Genomic DNA, 14,209 nt, shown 5'->3' with positions numbered 1-14,209 from the left:
GGAGCCTCCGACACCGAAGGGCGGTGGACGACATGGTCGCCCCCGTTGACCACGCCGAGGAGAACTGGTTCCGCCGGTTCGCCGCGTCACCCGAGGCGAAGGCGCGGCTCGTCTGCCTGCCGCACGCCGGCGGGTCGGCCCCCTTCTACTTCCCCGTGGCCAAGGCGCTCGCCCCGGACATCGAGGTGCTCGCCGTCCAGTACCCCGGGCGGCAGGACCGGCGGCACGAGCCCTTCCTGACCAGCATCGATGCCATGGCCGACCGCGTCGCCGACCTGCTCCGGAACCACACCGACCGGCCGCTCGCGCTGTTCGGGCACAGCATGGGCGCGATGGTCGCGTACGAGACGGCTCGCCGGCTCGAACGCGCCGGCCAGGAAGTCGCAGCGTTGTTCGTCTCCGCACGGCGCGCTCCCTCGCGGACGCGGGACGAGAGCGTCCACACCCGGACCGACGACGGCGTCATCGAAGAGCTGCGGCGGCTGAGCGGCACCGAGGCGGACCTGCTCGGCGACGACGACGTCGTCCGCATGATCCTGCCCGTCGTGCGCAACGACTACCGGGCCGTCGAGACCTACCGGTACGCCCCGGGCGCACCCCTCAACGCGCCGATCGTGGCCTTCACCGGCAGCGACGACCCGATGGCCACCGTCGACGAGGTCGCCTCCTGGGCGGAGCACACCGCCGGCGGCTTCGAGCTGAACGAGCTGGCCGGTGGGCACTTCTTCCTCACGCGCCACCAGGGCGTCATCCTGCGGCGCCTGGCCGACGAGCTGGGAGGCGTCCGTGTCTGAGGCAACGACGTTCGCCAACCGGCTCGACGAACTGCGCGAGATCAAGGACGCCGCGCGCCGCGGGCCCGACGACGCCGCCACGCAGCGCCAGCACGACCGCGGCAAGCTGACCGCGCACGAACGCATCGAGCTGCTCCTCGACCCGGGCTCGTTCACCGAAATCGAAGCGCTGCGCCGGCACCGGGCCACCGGGTTCGGGCTGGAGCAGCGCCGTCCGCACTCCGACGGCGTCGTCTGCGGCTGGGGCACGGTCGACGGCCGGACGGTCTTCGTCTACGCCCACGACTTCCGGATCTTCGGCGGCGCGCTCGGCGAAGCGCACGCGCAGAAGATCCACAAGGTGATGGACCTCGCCGAGGCCGCGGGCGCGCCGCTGGTGTCGCTCAACGACGGCGCCGGCGCCCGGATCCAGGAGGGCGTCACGGCGCTCGCCGGCTACGGCGGCATCTTCCGGCGCAACACCCGGTGCTCCGGGGTCATCCCGCAGATCTCCGTGATGCTCGGCCCGTGCGCGGGCGGCGCGGCGTACTCGCCCGCGTTGACCGACTTCGTGTTCATGGTCCGTGAGACCTCGCAGATGTTCATCACCGGCCCCGACGTCGTGCAGGCGGTGACCGGCGAGGAGATCACGCAGAACGGCCTCGGCGGCGCCGACGTCCACGCGGAGACCTCCGGCGTCGCCGCGTTCGCCTACGACGACGAGGCGACCTGCCTCGCCGACGTCCGGTACCTGCTTTCCCTGCTGCCGGCCAACAACAACGAGACGCCGCCGCACGTGCCCGCCGGCGACTCACCGAGCCGCCGCACCGACCGCCTGCTCGACGTCGTCCCGACCGACCCCGCGCGCGCGTACGACATCTGCGACGTCCTCGCCGAGATCGTCGACGACGGCGAGTTCCTGCAGGTGCACGCCGGTTGGGCGACCAATGTCGTCTGCGCGCTCGCCCGCCTGGACGGGCACGTCGTCGGCATCGTCGCGAACCAGCCCGCCGTCCTCGCCGGGGTGCTCGACATCGAGGCGAGCGAGAAGGCCGCCCGGTTCGTGCAGACGTGCGACGCGTTCAACATCCCGCTCGTGACGCTGGTGGACGTCCCCGGCTTCCTGCCCGGCGTCGACCAGGAGCACGGCGGCATCATCCGGCACGGCGCGAAGCTGCTTTACGCCTACTGCAACGCCACCGTGCCGCGGGTGCAGCTCATCCTGCGCAAGGCTTACGGCGGCGCGTACATCGTGATGGACTCACGCTCGATCGGCACGGACGTCTCGCTGGCGTGGCCGACGAACGAGATCGCCGTGATGGGCGCCGAGGGTGCCGCGAACGTGATCTTCCGCCGCGAGATCAAGGCGGCCGACGACCCGGAAGCCGTGCGGGCGCAGAAGATCAAGGAGTACCGCACCGAGCTGATGCACCCGTACTACGCGGCCGAGCGCGGCCTCGTGGACGACGTGATCGAGCCGGGCGAGACGCGGCAGCTGCTCATCCGCTCGCTCGCGATGCTGCGCACCAAGCACGCCGACATCCCGGCGCGCAAGCACGGGAACCCGCCGGTCTGATGGGCGAGCCGGTGGTGCGGGTCCTGCGCGGTGCGCCGGACGAGACCGAACTGGCGGCGCTGATGGCGGTCCTGGCCGCGGTCGGCGCCGCCAAGCCGGCCGAGCCTGAACCGCCGAAGCCCGCGCGTCCCTGCCGCCGGCCCCGGTTCCAGCCGGCGACCAGCTGGCGAAGCTGAGCCGGTCAGCTCCGGACCGTCGTACTGTCCAAATAGGTCAGGACCGCGCGGATGCGGCGGTTCTGGTCGCGGCTGGCTTCGAGGCCGAGCTTCGCGAAGATGTTGCTGATGTGGTTCTCCACCGCGCCCTGCGTCACGACCAGGTTCTTCGCGATGGCCGCGTTCGACAGCCCCTGCGCCATCTCGCCGAGGACCTCCGTCTCGCGGGCGGTCAGGCCCTCCAAGGGGTCGCGGTTGCGGGACAGCATCTGCGCCACGACGTCCGGGTCGATCGCCGAACCTCCGCCGGCCACCCGGCGGACCGCTTCGAGGAAGTCGCCCACGTCGGCGACGCGCTCCTTCAGCAGGTAACCGACCCCCGAAGTGCCTTCGGCGATCAGGTCCACGGCGTAGCTGCCCTCCACGTACTGCGACACCACCAGCACCGGCAGCCCCGGGACCTCCTTGCGGGCCGCGATCGCGGCCCGGATGCCCTCGTCGGTGAACGTCGGGGGCATCCGGACGTCGGCGATGACGAGGTCCGGCTGGTGCTCCCGGACGGCGACCAGCAGGTCGTCGCCGTTGGAGACGGCGGCCGCCGTCTCGATGCCGACGTCGGCGAGCAGGCTCTGCACGCCGGCCCGCAACAGGACGGAGTCTTCGGCGATGACCACGCGCATTGTTCCCACTCCCAAGGGGTTCACCAGCGGACGGGCAGGTCGGCGCGCACCACGGTCGGCCCGCCCACCGGGCTGACCACGGTGAGCACGCCGTCGATGGTCGCGGCCCGGTCGGCGAGCCCGGCCAGGCCGCCACCGGGACGGACGGAGGCACCGCCGTGACCGTTGTCGATGATCTCGACGACCACGGTCTCGTCGTCGCGGGTCACGCGCACCGACGCGCGGTCGGCGCCGGCGTGCTTCGAGATGTTGGTCAGCGTCTCGCTGACGATGAAGTACGTCGTGGTCTCCACCGGCGCCGGCGGGCGCGGGTCGACGGTCACCTCGACGTCGACCGGGATCGGCATCCGCGCGGTCAGCGACGACAGCGCCGCGTCGAGGCCGCGGTCCTGCAGCACCGGCGGGTAGATCCCGCGGGCGAGGTCGCGCAGCTCGGACACCGCGAGCTTGGCGTCCGCGTGTGCCGCGCCGATCAGCTCGCGCACGGCGACGGGGTCGTCCAGGTCGAGCTTCAACTGCGCCCGGCCCAGGCTCATCGCCACGGCCACCAGCCGCTGCTGGGCGCCGTCGTGCAGGTCGCGCTCGATGCGCCGGCGCTCGGCCTCGACGGCGTCGACGCCGCGGGCGCGCGAGTCGCTCAGCTGCCGGGTGCGGGCCTCCAGCTGCTGCGTCCGGTCCGGGCCCAGCATCGACGCCGTCAGCGCGGCGTGCATGGCGCCGATCCGCGGCGCCACGAAGATCCCGAACGGCGGCACGGCGACCGAGACGATCCCGGCGACGAACTCGACGATACCCAGCGGGAACGCGAGCAGCACGTAGTTCACCTCGCGCCAGGTCGTCTGGTCGACCAGCCGGACCTGCCACGTCTGCAGCAGCCCGGGGCCGTGCTCCCGGCGCCGCGGCGGCGGGACGTCGACGTCGAGCATGCGGTGGACCCAGCGGCGCTCGAAGGCGGCGAAGCTCTGCACCATCGACGTGGCGGTGATCAGGATCGGGATGCCAACCCACAGCATGGTGGTGGCGATGCCGAGCAGCATCGTGACCAGCACGGCCACGAAGGCGGCGATCCGCATCGGCAGGCTCCCGATGAGGAACCCGATGGTGCGCACCACCTTCGGCCGCGCGGTCACCGGCATCGCGCGATCCGTTCCAGCTCCGGCACGAGGTCGTCGAGCGTCGGCGTGGCCAGCATCTCGTCGCGGACCTCGAGCGCGCACTCCCGGAAGGACGGTTCTTCCAACAGACGAATCAGTCCACTTCGGACGGACTGCGGCGTGACGTCCTCGAGGTCGAGCACCAGGCCGTTGCCGCGCTTCTCCTGGGCGACGGCGGAGACCCGCTCGCTCCACGTGGTGCCGGGGATGACGAGCTGGGGGACGCCGTTGACGACCGCGTTGCCGATCGTCGCGCCGCCGCCCTGGTGGATGATGGCCGAGCAGCTCGCGAGGAGCTCGTTCATCGGCACGAAGTCGACCGCGCGCACGTTGTCCGGGACCTTCTTCACCGACGCGAGCTGGGACGCGTTGAGTGTCGCGATCACCTCGACGTCGAGGTCCGCGAGCCCGTCGAGCAGGTCGGCCACCGACGTCTCCTCGACGCCGAGCACCTGCCGGTTCGAGATGCCCAGCGTCAGCATGACGCGCCGCCGTTCGGGCTTTTCCAGCACCCACGAGGGAATCGCCATCGGCTTGTTCTGCGGGATGAACCGCGCCGGCACGTAGTCGACGTCGACGCCGTCGTAGCGCAGGTAGGACGGGTGACAGTCGAGGGTCTTGACGCCGTGGCGCAGCGCCTCGTCGTAGGACGCGCCGAACCGGCCCACCGCGGCGGACATCCACTCGACGAACGGGTCGGGCGTCGTGTCTTCGGGGTGAGCCGCGCGCAGGTCGCGGTACTGCGCGGCGATCCGCGCCGTCTGGTCGGCCGCGTACATCATCCGCAGGTGCGGGACGCCGAGGGCGTGCGCGACGATCGGGGCGGCGTAGATCATCGGGTCCCACAGGACCAGATCCGGCTGCCAGCCCTTCGCGAAGCGCACCAGCTCGTCGAGCAGCGAGTCCGGGGTGGTCCAGCGGAAGACCTCGACCCAGTGCTCGTAGACCGTGCGGACGTACTCCTCGGTGTAGCGCTCCGGCCGGCTCTCGGAGATGCGGAAGCCGCCCTGCATGGCGTTGTCGCCGTCCATCTGCAGCTGCCGGTGGCGGGCGATGTCGAGCTCGTCGCCGAACCACATCGCGTCGAGGCCGGTTTCGGCGAACGAGGCCACCTCGCGCGGGTTGCACTGGCCGACGAAGCGCACCTCGTGCCCGGCCGCCGCGAGCGCCCAGCCCACCGGGGCCATGCTGTAGACGTGCGTCCTCGTCGGGAACACCATCATCATGACGCGCATCGACGCACTCTCCGAACTCGGGGGCGAAACACCGCTACAAGGAAAAGGTAGTGGCGCGACGCCGTCAGGCCGACCCGGCAACGCGGCGGTAGGGGTCGGGAACCCCTGTTCCGGCGCGGATTCCTTCCGCGGCGCGGCGCCGTGCGCTAGGCAGGGCGAGCAAGCTTAGAACGGCTTTAGATGCCCCTTAGGGGCTGTGACGGCGGGCTCGCGGCGACTAGACATGAACGTGGGTCCGGCCGCGTGCGCCGGGTGCGAGGGAAACGAAGAGGTGATGAGCATGGCCGTGGCACCCATCACGAAGGGCTGGGTTCCCTTCGGCGGGTACCGCACCTGGTACCGGGTCACCGGCACCGCCGGGGGCGAGCTGCCCGCCGTCGTCGTGGTGCACGGCGGGCCGGGGAGCACGCACGACTACCTGCTGAACCTCTGCTCGCTCGCCGAGCACGGGTTCCCGGTCGTGCACTACGACCAGCTGGGCAGCGGCGGTTCGACGCGGCTGCCGGGCCAGGACGCGGACTTCTGGACTCCCGAGCTGTTCGGCGACGAGCTGGACAACCTGGTGCAGCACCTGGGTATCGAGGACAACTACGTCCTCTTCGGACAGTCGTGGGGCGGCCTGGTCGTCGCGCGGCACGCTGCCCAGCGTCCCGACGGTCTGCGCGGGCTGGTGATCGCCGACTCGCCGGCGTCGTACCCGCTGTGGCGCCAGGAGATGGACGTCCTGCGCGCTCAGCTGCCGCCGGGTGTCGACGACCAGCTGCGGGCGCACGAGGCCGCCGGCACCACCGGCGACCCGGAGTACTTCGAGCTGATGCGCGCGTTCTACGACCGGCACGTCTGCCGCGTGCTGCCGTGGCCGGCCGACTACCTGGCCTCGTTCATGGAGATGGCGGACGACAACACCGTCTACGCGACCATGAACGGCCCGAGCGAGTTCACCGTCACCGGCACGCTCAAGGACTACTCGGTGATCGACGTCCTCGACGACATCGAGGTGCCGACGCTGCTGGTGTCCGGGCGTCACGACGAAGCCACCCCCGTCACGATCCAGCCGTACTTCGACCGGATCCACGACGTGCGCTGGGAGATCTTCGAGGACTCCAGCCACGTCCCGCACCTCGAGGAACCCGAACGGTTCCGCGAAGTCCTGCTGGGATTCCTGCGGGACATCCAGCCCACCGCACCCGCGAGCCGGGTCGCCGAACGAGAGGTCGCCAGCCATGGATGAGGCCACCCGGCCGGGATCGGCGGTCGTCTTCCCCGGGATGAGCCCTTGTCGCTTCGCCGACTTCGGCAAGTTCCTCCTCATCAACCCCTTCGCCCGCAAACTGATCTCGCAGGCGAACGACCGGCTCGGCTATTCGCTGGTCGACCGCTTCCGCGAAACCGAGGGGGACTACTCGGCCTACGCCCAGGTCGGGTTCATGCTCACCTGCGTCGCCCTGGCCCAGTGGGCCGAGGAGGAGCAGGGGATGAGTCCCGACTACTGCGCCGGGCCGAGCTTCGGCGAGAAGCCGGCCAGCGTGTACGCCGGGTCGCTCACCTTCCCGGACGCGGTGTGGATGACGGCGGAGCTCGCCCGCTGCCTCACCGAGTTCTTCGCGACCGAGTACACCGACGTCGTGACGCACTCGTTCGTCCGCACCCCGGAGGAAAAGCTCACCGACGCCCTGTCCCAGCTGGAGGGGAAGGGCGAGTGGTTCGACATCTCGTGCTACATCGACCACGACTTCTACATGGTCTCGCTGCGCGAGCGGAACCTCGACTGGCTCAAGCAGACGGTCCGGAGCATGGGCGGGCTCTCCCTCTACACGATGCGGCCGCCATTGCACTCGCGTGCGTTCGGCGCGCTGCGCCGCAAGGCGGAGGACGAGGTGCTCGGCGGCCTGGACTTCCACGACCCGCTGCTGCCGATCGTCGCCGACCAGGACGGCGAGATCCTGCGCAGCGGCGAGCAGGTGCGCACGATGCTGCTCGACAGCATCGTGAAACCGCTGCGCTGGCCGGACGTCGTGTCGACGCTGGCGGAGAACGGGGTCGGCAAGCTCTGGGTCGCGGGGCCGGACACGCTGTTCGGGCGCGTCCGCGTCACCACGAGCCGCTTCGAGGTGGTCACGGTCAATCCGCGCATGGCCCTGCAGCCCCGCCGCCGGGGCGCAGGACCCTCGCGCGTCAGCTAGTGGGCTGCAGCCGGGCCAGCGTGCTCCACAGCCGGCCGGGGTTCTCGAACGTCTCCAGGTTCAGGGCGTCGTCCTCGAACCGCACGTTGTAGCTCTGCTCGAGCACGGAGAGCAGCTCCACGGTGGCGAGCGAGTCCAGCCCGTACTCCCGCAGCGGCGTCTCGGCGGTCAGCGCCTCCTCGGCAGGCAGGAACGGGAGGTACGAGCGCAGCGTCTCGTCGAAAGTGCTGTCCCACATGGCTACTCCGGATCGCTAGGTTGGGATCTACCGAGAGGAAACCGACCGCCCGGTTCGGTTTTGGACTCTACCGCGCGTCACCGCCTCGGATCGACGCATCGGCACCCCTATTTACCTCGGAGGACGAAGATGGACACGGTGCTCACGGGTGGACCGCACACGCGGTTCCTGCGCGGCCTCGAACGCTCCGCGGGCGGCGTGGCCGTCCACGTCGGTGACCAGGCCCTCACCTACGAGCGGCTGCACGAGCTGGCGCTGCTGTGGGGCGGCGCGCTGGCCGAGACCGGCGCCCGCACCGTAGGGGTCCTCTCCGGCAAGGGGGTCACGGCGTACGCGGGAATCCTGGCCGGCCTGTACGCCGGCGCGACGATCGTCCCGCTGCGGCCGGACTTCCCGGCGGCGCGGACCGCCCAGATGGTCGAGGCCGCCGGGATCGACATCATCGTCGCGGACGAGCGTGGTCTCACGGTGGCGCCCGAGGGCGTTCCGGTGCTCGGCGAGCCGCGTGCTTCGCAGGCCCTCTCGGCACCGCTGGCACCGTCGTCCGACACCGCGTACGTGCTGTTCACGTCGGGCTCGACCGGACGTCCGAAGGGCGTGCGGATCGGGCGGGCGGCGCTCGACCACTACTTCGGCCTGCTCGACGCGCGCTACGACTTCACCCCGGACGACGTCTTCTCGCAGACGTTCGACCTGAACTTCGACTGCGCGATGTTCGACCTGTTCTGCGCGTGGGGCGCGGGGGCGCCGGCGGTCGTGCTGCCGGGCGGGGCGTACCGGAACCTGCCGCGGTTCGCGGCCGAGCGCGGGCTCACGGTGTGGTTCTCCACGCCGAGCGCGATCGACCTGGTCCGCCGCACCGGCGGCCTGACCCCGGGCGCGCTGCCCGGGCTGCGATGGAGCTTCTTCGCGGGCGAGGCGCTGACGGTCCGTGACACGGCCGACTGGCGAGCCGCGGCGTCGTCTTCGATCGTGGAGAACCTGTACGGGCCCACCGAACTGACGGTGACGGTGTCGGGGTACCGCTGGGACGACGTCGAGACGCCGCGGGTCGCGGTGAACGGCGTGGTGCCGATCGGCGAGGTGCACGCGGGCCACGACTACCTTCTCTTGGACGAAGACTCCGGCGAAGGTGAGCTGTGCATCGCCGGGCCGCAGATGACCCCGGGCTACCTCGACCCGGCCGACGAGCAGGGCCGGTTCCTCGACCGTGACGGCAAGCGCTTCTACCGCACGGGCGATCGCGTCCGCCGGCTCGCCGACGGCCTCGCCTACCTCGGGCGGCTGGACTCCCAGGTGCAGGTGCTCGGCTGGCGCGTCGAGCTGACCGAAGTCGAGCACGCGCTGCGCGACTGCGGTGTCGGGGACGTGGTGGTGCTGGGCATCGCCGGGGACGTGGGCACCGAGCTGTTCGTGTTCTACACGGGCGGCGAGCGGCCGGTGCTGGAGATGGTGCGCGCGTTGCGGGCGGTGCTGCCGGAGGGTGTCATCCCGCGGCACTACCGGCACGTGGAGGAGTTCCCGCTGAACTCCAACCGCAAGATCGACCGCAAAACCCTCGCGGCGCGCGCCGCCGAAATCCTGGCGCCGGTGCCGGTGGGCTGACCGAGCCCGGCAACGACCCGTTCACCACGCCCGGCGCGGTGAACGGGTCGTTCGCGTGCCGTCGCCCGGGGCGGGGGTTAGGGGCCGTTAGGGGTGGGGATCCGCAGGTCGGCACGGCTAGCTTTTCGAAGGTCTCCAGGTGTGTCTTCCACGCCGGCCCGGTGATCCTTCGAGTCCATACGGAGTGGCAGTCGTGAACGATTCCTTGGTCCATTCTCTGCTCGACGCCTCGGCGGCCGACGCGGCCGGGGCGTCGGCGGTCCGCGATCGCGCCGGTGCGTGGACCTACGCCGAGCTCCAGGCGTGGAGCCACGCCGTCGCCGTGGTGCTCGCGCGACGCGGGGTCGGGCACGCCGACCGCGTTGTCGTGCAGCTGCCCACCGATCGGGCGCTCGTCGCGCTGTTCTACGGCACGTCCCGCCGCGGGGCGGTGTTCGTGCCGATCAACCCGGCGATGAAGAAGTTCCACTTCGACTCCGTCGTGGCCAACGCCGAACCCGTGCTGGTGCTGACCCCTGAGGAGTTCGGTCCCTTTTGGACCGAGGTCGAGGCAGCGCACGGAACCGACGCGGAAGCCGTCGAGGTACAAGAAGACGACATCGCCGTCCTCGTCTACACCTCCGGCAGCACCGCCGCGCCGAAGGGCGTGATCGGCCCGCACCGCCAGGTCACCTTCGCCACCCGCGCGATCCAGGAAGTCCTCGGCTACCGCCAGGACGACGTCGTGTTCTGCCGGTTCCCGATGTCGTGGGACTACGGCCTCTACAAGGTCCTGATGTCCACAGTGGGCCGCAGCGAGATCGTGCTCGCCGACGCCGAGTCGGACCTGCGGCTGCTGCAGCGGATGCGGGAGGTCGGTGCCACCGTCGTGCCGATCGTCCCGTCGCTGGCCACCATGATCGCCACGCTCGCCGCGCGTGACACCGAACCGGCGGCACCGGTCCGGCTGTTCACCAACACCGGCGCGGCCCTGCCGGACGCCACCATCGCGCAGCTCCGAGCCGCGTTCCCGCAGGCCAAGGTCGTCCGCCAGTTCGGGCAGACCGAGTGCAAGCGGATCACGATCATGCCGCCGGACGAGGACACCGAGCGTCCCGGCTCGTCCGGGCTGCCGCTGCCCGGCACGTCCGTGCTGATCCTCGCCGCCGACGGGACCGAGCTGCCGGCCGGGGACATCGGCGAGATCGTCGCCGCCGGCCCGCACGTGATGCCCGGCTACTGGCGAGCCCCCGAGATTTCCGCCCGTGCCTTCCGCCGCGACGAGACCACCGGCGAACTGCGCCTGCACACCGGCGACTACGGCCGCCTCGACGCCGACGGCTACCTGTACTTCGAGGGCCGTCGCGACGACATGTTCAAGCGCAAGGGCATCCGGATGTCCACTTTGGAGATCGAAGCAGCCGCAATGGACATCCCCGGTGTCCGCGCGGCCGGCGCGATCCCGCCGAGCGACGCGCGGGACCTCGCCATCTGCGTCGAGACCGACCTGCCGCCCACGACGGTGCTGCGCGAGCTGGCCAAGCGTCTCGAGCCGCAGAAGGTCCCGTCGCTGTGTCACGTCGTCGAAGAGTTCCCGCTCACGGCGCACGGCAAGAACGCCACGAAGGAACTCGCCCTGCTCGTGGAAGGCGCCCGCAAATGAGCCGCGACATCGCCGCCGAATACGGCACGCCCACCTACGTCTACGACCTCGACGTCGTCGCCGAGTCACGCGACCAGCTCTTCGGCCTGCTGCCCGAAGGTTTCCAGCTGTTCTACGCGCTGAAGTCCAACCCGCACCCCGAGATCGCCCGCGAGCTGCGCCGCGGCGGCTGCCGCGCGGAGATCAGCTCGACCGGCGAGCTGGCCAACGCGCTGCAGGCGGGGTTCGACCCGGCCGGGATCCTCTACACCGGACCCGGCAAGACGAACGACGAACTCGAGCACGCGATCGCCACCGGTGTCCGGCTGTTCTCCGTCGAGTCGCTGACCGACCTGCAGCACGTCGGGGCGGCCGCGGAGAAGCACGGCGTCACGGCGTCCGCGCTGCTGCGCGTGAACACCACCGCGAGCAGCGGCGGCACCGGCATCCGGATGATGGGCCGGCCGTCGCAGTTCGGCATCGACGCCGAGACGCTGCCCGAGATCATGCCCGCGCTGAAGGCCGTTCCCGGCGCCCGAGTCGTCGGCGCGCACTTCTTCACCATGAGCAACGCCCAGGACGAGGACGCACTGCTGGGGGAGTACGAGTTCGTGCTCACCTCGGCCGCGAAGCTGCGCGACGAGGTCGGGCTGCCGCTGGAGGTCCTGGACATCGGCGGCGGGTTCTCGTCGCCGTACGCGGTCCCGGGCCCGCGCACCGACTACCCGAAGCTGCGCTCGGGGCTCGAAACCCTGCTCGACCTGCACCTGCCCGAGTGGCGCGACGGCGGGATCGAGCTGGCCTGCGAGTCCGGCCGTTACCTCTCCGGCAGCTGCGGTTCGCTGCTGGCCGGCGTGGTGAACGTCAAGGAAAGCCGGGGCAGCAGGTTCGTCGTGCTCGACGCCGGGATCAACGTCGTCGGCGGGCTGTCCGGGATCGGACGGCTGCTCCCCGCGGCCGTCGGCATCGAGGAAGCCGGCGACGCGACGGGCAGCCTCGTCGGTCCACTGTGTACTCCCGGCGACTCGCTCGCCAAGGCCGCGAAGCTGCCCGAGCTGGTTTCCGGCGACGTCGTCACCGTGCCGAACGTCGGCGCCTACGGCGTCACCGCGAGCCTCATCAGCTTCCTCGGCCGTCCCGCGCCGACGGAGGTCGTGGTGCGCGGTGACGAGGTCGTCTCGGTGTCCCGGTTGGACTACCAGCGCGTCTACGAGGTCTCGCCATGACGGAAGAACTGCACGCCTACGGCACCGGGGTCGTCACCGAGCCGTCCCGGCGGACGGTGATCGTCAGCAGCATGGCGTCGGACTCCCACACCTGGAACCTGGTCTACCTCGAGCTGCTCGTCGGCGAGCTCGGCTTCGACGTGGTGAACCTCGGCGCGTGCGTGCCGGACGAGCTGCTGGAATCGGAGTGCCTGAGCCGCCGCCCGTCGATGCTCGTGCTGAGCAGCGTCAACGGCCACGGCCACCAAGACGGCCTGCGCGTGATCCAGCGGCTGCGCGCCTTCCCCGAGCTGCGCACCATGCCGGTGGTGATCGGCGGCAAGCTCGGCGTCGGCGGGCCGCTGACCGCGGAGGAGACCGCGCAGCTGCTGCTCGCCGGGTTCGACGCGGTCTTCGACGACCAGCAGGGCGCGGCCTCGTTCCGCCGGTTCGCCGCGACGCTGTCGGCGGGCGCGGCCCAGGTGGAGGCGTGAGCTTCGAAGAGTTCGTCGCGCGACGCCATGCCGCGGGCGAGCTTGTCGTCCAGCCCCGCATGGGGTTCGCCGACCCGGCCGTGATGCGTGCCGGGCTCGCGGCGACCAAGAGCGCGGCCGCCGCGACCGTCGGCACGGTCACACTCGACAGCTACACCCGCGTCTGCGACACCGCTTCCGTGGCGCACGCGCTGCGCAACGGGATCGCCCTCAACGGCTACCCGATCGTCAACCACCCGCCCGAGGTCACCCGCGCGATGCTCGACGGGCTCGAAGGCCCGGACTTCCCGGTGCAGGTGCGCCACGGTTCGGCCCGGCCCGCGGACATCTTCCGCGCCATGATCGCCGCCGGCCTGCACGCCACCGAGGGCGGCCCGGTCTCCTACTGCCTGCCCTACAGCCGCACGCCGCTGGACGAGAGCGTCCGCAACTGGGCGCACTGCTGTGACCTGCTGCTCGACGCCGAACACCCGGGTGGACGGCCGCACCTGGAGACGTTCGGCGGCTGCATGATGGGCCAGCTCTGCCCGCCGAGCGAGCTGGTGGCGCTGTCCGTGCTGGAGGCGTTGTTCTTCTACCGCAAGGGCGTCCGCAGCATTTCGGTCAGCTACGCGCAGCAGACGAACATGACGCAGGACCAGGAAGCCGTCTCCGCGTTGCGCCGGCTGTGCGCCGCGCTGCTGCCCGAGGCCACCTGGCACGTCGTGATCTACGCCTACATGGGCCTGTTCCCGCGGACGTCGGAAGGCGCGCGGGGCCTGCTCGGGACGGCGGCCGAACTGGCCGTGTCGACCGGGTCGGAACGGCTCATCGTCAAGACCACCGCCGAGGCCCACCGGATCCCGACCGTCGCCGAGAACGTCGCGGCGCTGGAGCACGCGGGCGCGGTCGCGCGGCCGATCACCGGCCGGGCCACTGTGGACAGTGACAACCAGGTCTACCGCGAGGCGTACGCCCTCGTCGACGCCGTGCTGAACAGCCACGCCGACCTCGGCCGCGCGATCGTGGTCGCATTCAAGCGCGGCCTGCTCGACGTCCCGTACTGCCTGCACCCGGACAACGCCGGGCAGGCGCGCAGCTACCTCGACCCGGCGGGCCGGCTCGGCTGGTCGGAGCTCGGGTCGCTGCCGCTGCGCCGCGTGGTCGAGAGCCACCACGCGGCCCGGATCACCTCGTCGACGCTGATGTCGGCGCTTTCCCACGTCCAGAACGCCTACGACGCCGAGGCGCTGGAACAACCGATGAGAGCGATTGGGGGCGAGTCGTGACGAGTTCACGCCGGACAGTCCG

The 14,209-nt window shown here is 71.0% G+C and carries 14 protein-coding genes; 10 read left to right on the top strand and 4 right to left on the bottom strand.

Annotation, left to right across the window (positions count from 1 at the left end):
- Nucleotides 1–32 precede the first annotated feature (32 nt).
- Genes ACZ7OU_RS49210 through ACZ7OU_RS49200 form a run of 3 tightly spaced genes read left to right on the top strand, consistent with a single transcriptional unit; the run spans nt 33 to nt 2,525 of the window.
- Entirely contained in the window at nt 33–794 is a 762-nt protein-coding gene (locus ACZ7OU_RS49210) for a thioesterase II family protein (RefSeq protein ID WP_470260627.1), read from the top strand.
- Nucleotides 787–2,349: an acyl-CoA carboxylase subunit beta gene (locus tag ACZ7OU_RS49205; RefSeq protein ID WP_470245473.1), complete on the top strand. Its 1,563-nt coding sequence runs from the start codon at nt 787–789 to the stop codon at nt 2,347–2,349. The genes ACZ7OU_RS49210 and ACZ7OU_RS49205 overlap by 8 nt, the downstream gene beginning before the upstream one ends.
- On the top strand, nt 2,349–2,525 hold the full coding sequence (locus ACZ7OU_RS49200) for an acyl-CoA carboxylase epsilon subunit (protein ID WP_470260626.1): 177 nt from the start codon (nt 2,349–2,351) through the stop codon (nt 2,523–2,525). Before ACZ7OU_RS49205 ends, ACZ7OU_RS49200 begins: the two co-directional genes overlap by 1 nt.
- Before the next feature lie 5 nt (nt 2,526–2,530).
- Here ACZ7OU_RS49200 and ACZ7OU_RS49195 read toward each other — a convergent pair whose 3' ends face one another.
- From ACZ7OU_RS49195 to ACZ7OU_RS49185, 3 genes are read right to left on the bottom strand one after another with little or no spacing between them, the layout of a single operon-like run.
- On the bottom strand, nt 2,531–3,184 hold the full coding sequence (locus tag ACZ7OU_RS49195; protein ID WP_470260625.1) for a response regulator transcription factor: 654 nt from the start codon (nt 3,182–3,184) through the stop codon (nt 2,531–2,533).
- 20 nt (nt 3,185–3,204) lie between these two features.
- Nucleotides 3,205–4,320 carry a sensor histidine kinase gene (locus ACZ7OU_RS49190; protein WP_470260624.1) on the bottom strand — a complete coding sequence of 372 codons (1,116 nt, stop codon included), beginning with the start codon at nt 4,318–4,320 and terminating at the stop codon, nt 3,205–3,207.
- On the bottom strand, nt 4,311–5,573 hold the full coding sequence (locus ACZ7OU_RS49185; RefSeq protein ID WP_470260623.1) for a nucleotide disphospho-sugar-binding domain-containing protein: 1,263 nt from the start codon (nt 5,571–5,573) through the stop codon (nt 4,311–4,313). The genes ACZ7OU_RS49190 and ACZ7OU_RS49185 overlap by 10 nt, the downstream gene beginning before the upstream one ends.
- A 280-nt stretch (nt 5,574–5,853) precedes the next feature.
- Between ACZ7OU_RS49185 and ACZ7OU_RS49180 the strand changes: the two genes are divergently transcribed.
- Both ACZ7OU_RS49180 and ACZ7OU_RS49175 read left to right on the top strand, forming a co-directional pair.
- On the top strand, nt 5,854–6,804 hold the full coding sequence (locus ACZ7OU_RS49180) for a proline iminopeptidase-family hydrolase (RefSeq protein WP_470260622.1): 951 nt from the start codon (nt 5,854–5,856) through the stop codon (nt 6,802–6,804).
- Entirely contained in the window at nt 6,797–7,756 is a 960-nt protein-coding gene (locus ACZ7OU_RS49175; protein WP_470245467.1) for an ACP S-malonyltransferase, read from the top strand. The genes ACZ7OU_RS49180 and ACZ7OU_RS49175 overlap by 8 nt, the downstream gene beginning before the upstream one ends.
- Here ACZ7OU_RS49175 and ACZ7OU_RS49170 read toward each other — a convergent pair.
- A complete protein-coding gene (locus ACZ7OU_RS49170; protein WP_470260621.1) occupies nt 7,749–7,994 on the bottom strand; it encodes a phosphopantetheine-binding protein in 246 nt (81 codons plus the stop codon). The two genes, ACZ7OU_RS49175 and ACZ7OU_RS49170, sit on opposite strands and share 8 nt — an antisense overlap.
- A 129-nt stretch (nt 7,995–8,123) precedes the next feature.
- On the opposite strand from ACZ7OU_RS49170, the gene ACZ7OU_RS49165 reads away from it, so the two are divergent.
- The 5 genes from ACZ7OU_RS49165 to ACZ7OU_RS49145 all read left to right on the top strand — a co-directional run bounded on the left by ACZ7OU_RS49165 (nt 8,124) and on the right by ACZ7OU_RS49145 (nt 14,187).
- A complete protein-coding gene (locus ACZ7OU_RS49165; protein ID WP_470260620.1) occupies nt 8,124–9,599 on the top strand; it encodes an AMP-binding protein in 1,476 nt (491 codons plus the stop codon).
- Nucleotides 9,600–9,792: 193 nt separating this feature from the next.
- The gene (locus tag ACZ7OU_RS49160; protein ID WP_470260619.1) at nt 9,793–11,241 is read left to right on the top strand and encodes an AMP-binding protein; all 1,449 of its coding nucleotides are present in this window, start codon (nt 9,793–9,795) and stop codon (nt 11,239–11,241) included.
- A complete protein-coding gene (locus ACZ7OU_RS49155; protein ID WP_470260618.1) occupies nt 11,238–12,446 on the top strand; it encodes a type III PLP-dependent enzyme domain-containing protein in 1,209 nt (402 codons plus the stop codon). Before ACZ7OU_RS49160 ends, ACZ7OU_RS49155 begins: the two co-directional genes overlap by 4 nt.
- Complete coding sequence (locus ACZ7OU_RS49150) at nt 12,443–12,919, top strand: cobalamin B12-binding domain-containing protein (RefSeq protein ID WP_470260617.1); 477 nt, start codon at nt 12,443–12,445, stop codon at nt 12,917–12,919. The genes ACZ7OU_RS49155 and ACZ7OU_RS49150 overlap by 4 nt, the downstream gene beginning before the upstream one ends.
- A complete protein-coding gene (locus ACZ7OU_RS49145) occupies nt 12,916–14,187 on the top strand; it encodes a methylaspartate mutase (protein ID WP_470260616.1) in 1,272 nt (423 codons plus the stop codon). The genes ACZ7OU_RS49150 and ACZ7OU_RS49145 overlap by 4 nt, the downstream gene beginning before the upstream one ends.
- Nucleotides 14,188–14,209 lie beyond the last annotated feature (22 nt).

It is taken from the genome of Amycolatopsis sp. NPDC114505, from assembly GCF_055633615.1.
This window is presented reverse-complemented; position numbering and strand designations above follow the sequence as displayed.

Bases quoted from the DNA above. Each gene is read 5' to 3' on its own strand.
- ACZ7OU_RS49210 (WP_470260627.1), top strand. From the start codon at position 33: ATGGTCGCCCCCGTTGACCACGCCGAGGAGAACTGGTTCCGCCGGTTC.
- ACZ7OU_RS49200 (WP_470260626.1), top strand. From the start codon at position 2,349: ATGGGCGAGCCGGTGGTGCGGGTCCTGCGCGGTGCGCCGGACGAGACC.
- ACZ7OU_RS49195 (WP_470260625.1), bottom strand. From the start codon at position 3,184: ATGCGCGTGGTCATCGCCGAAGACTCCGTCCTGTTGCGGGCCGGCGTG.
- ACZ7OU_RS49190 (WP_470260624.1), bottom strand. From the start codon at position 4,320: ATGCCGGTGACCGCGCGGCCGAAGGTGGTGCGCACCATCGGGTTCCTC.
- ACZ7OU_RS49185 (WP_470260623.1), bottom strand. From the start codon at position 5,573: ATGCGCGTCATGATGATGGTGTTCCCGACGAGGACGCACGTCTACAGC.
- ACZ7OU_RS49180 (WP_470260622.1), top strand. From the start codon at position 5,854: ATGGCCGTGGCACCCATCACGAAGGGCTGGGTTCCCTTCGGCGGGTAC.
- ACZ7OU_RS49175 (WP_470245467.1), top strand. From the start codon at position 6,797: ATGGATGAGGCCACCCGGCCGGGATCGGCGGTCGTCTTCCCCGGGATG.
- ACZ7OU_RS49170 (WP_470260621.1), bottom strand. From the start codon at position 7,994: ATGTGGGACAGCACTTTCGACGAGACGCTGCGCTCGTACCTCCCGTTC.
- ACZ7OU_RS49165 (WP_470260620.1), top strand. From the start codon at position 8,124: ATGGACACGGTGCTCACGGGTGGACCGCACACGCGGTTCCTGCGCGGC.
- ACZ7OU_RS49155 (WP_470260618.1), top strand. From the start codon at position 11,238: ATGAGCCGCGACATCGCCGCCGAATACGGCACGCCCACCTACGTCTAC.
- ACZ7OU_RS49150 (WP_470260617.1), top strand. From the start codon at position 12,443: ATGACGGAAGAACTGCACGCCTACGGCACCGGGGTCGTCACCGAGCCG.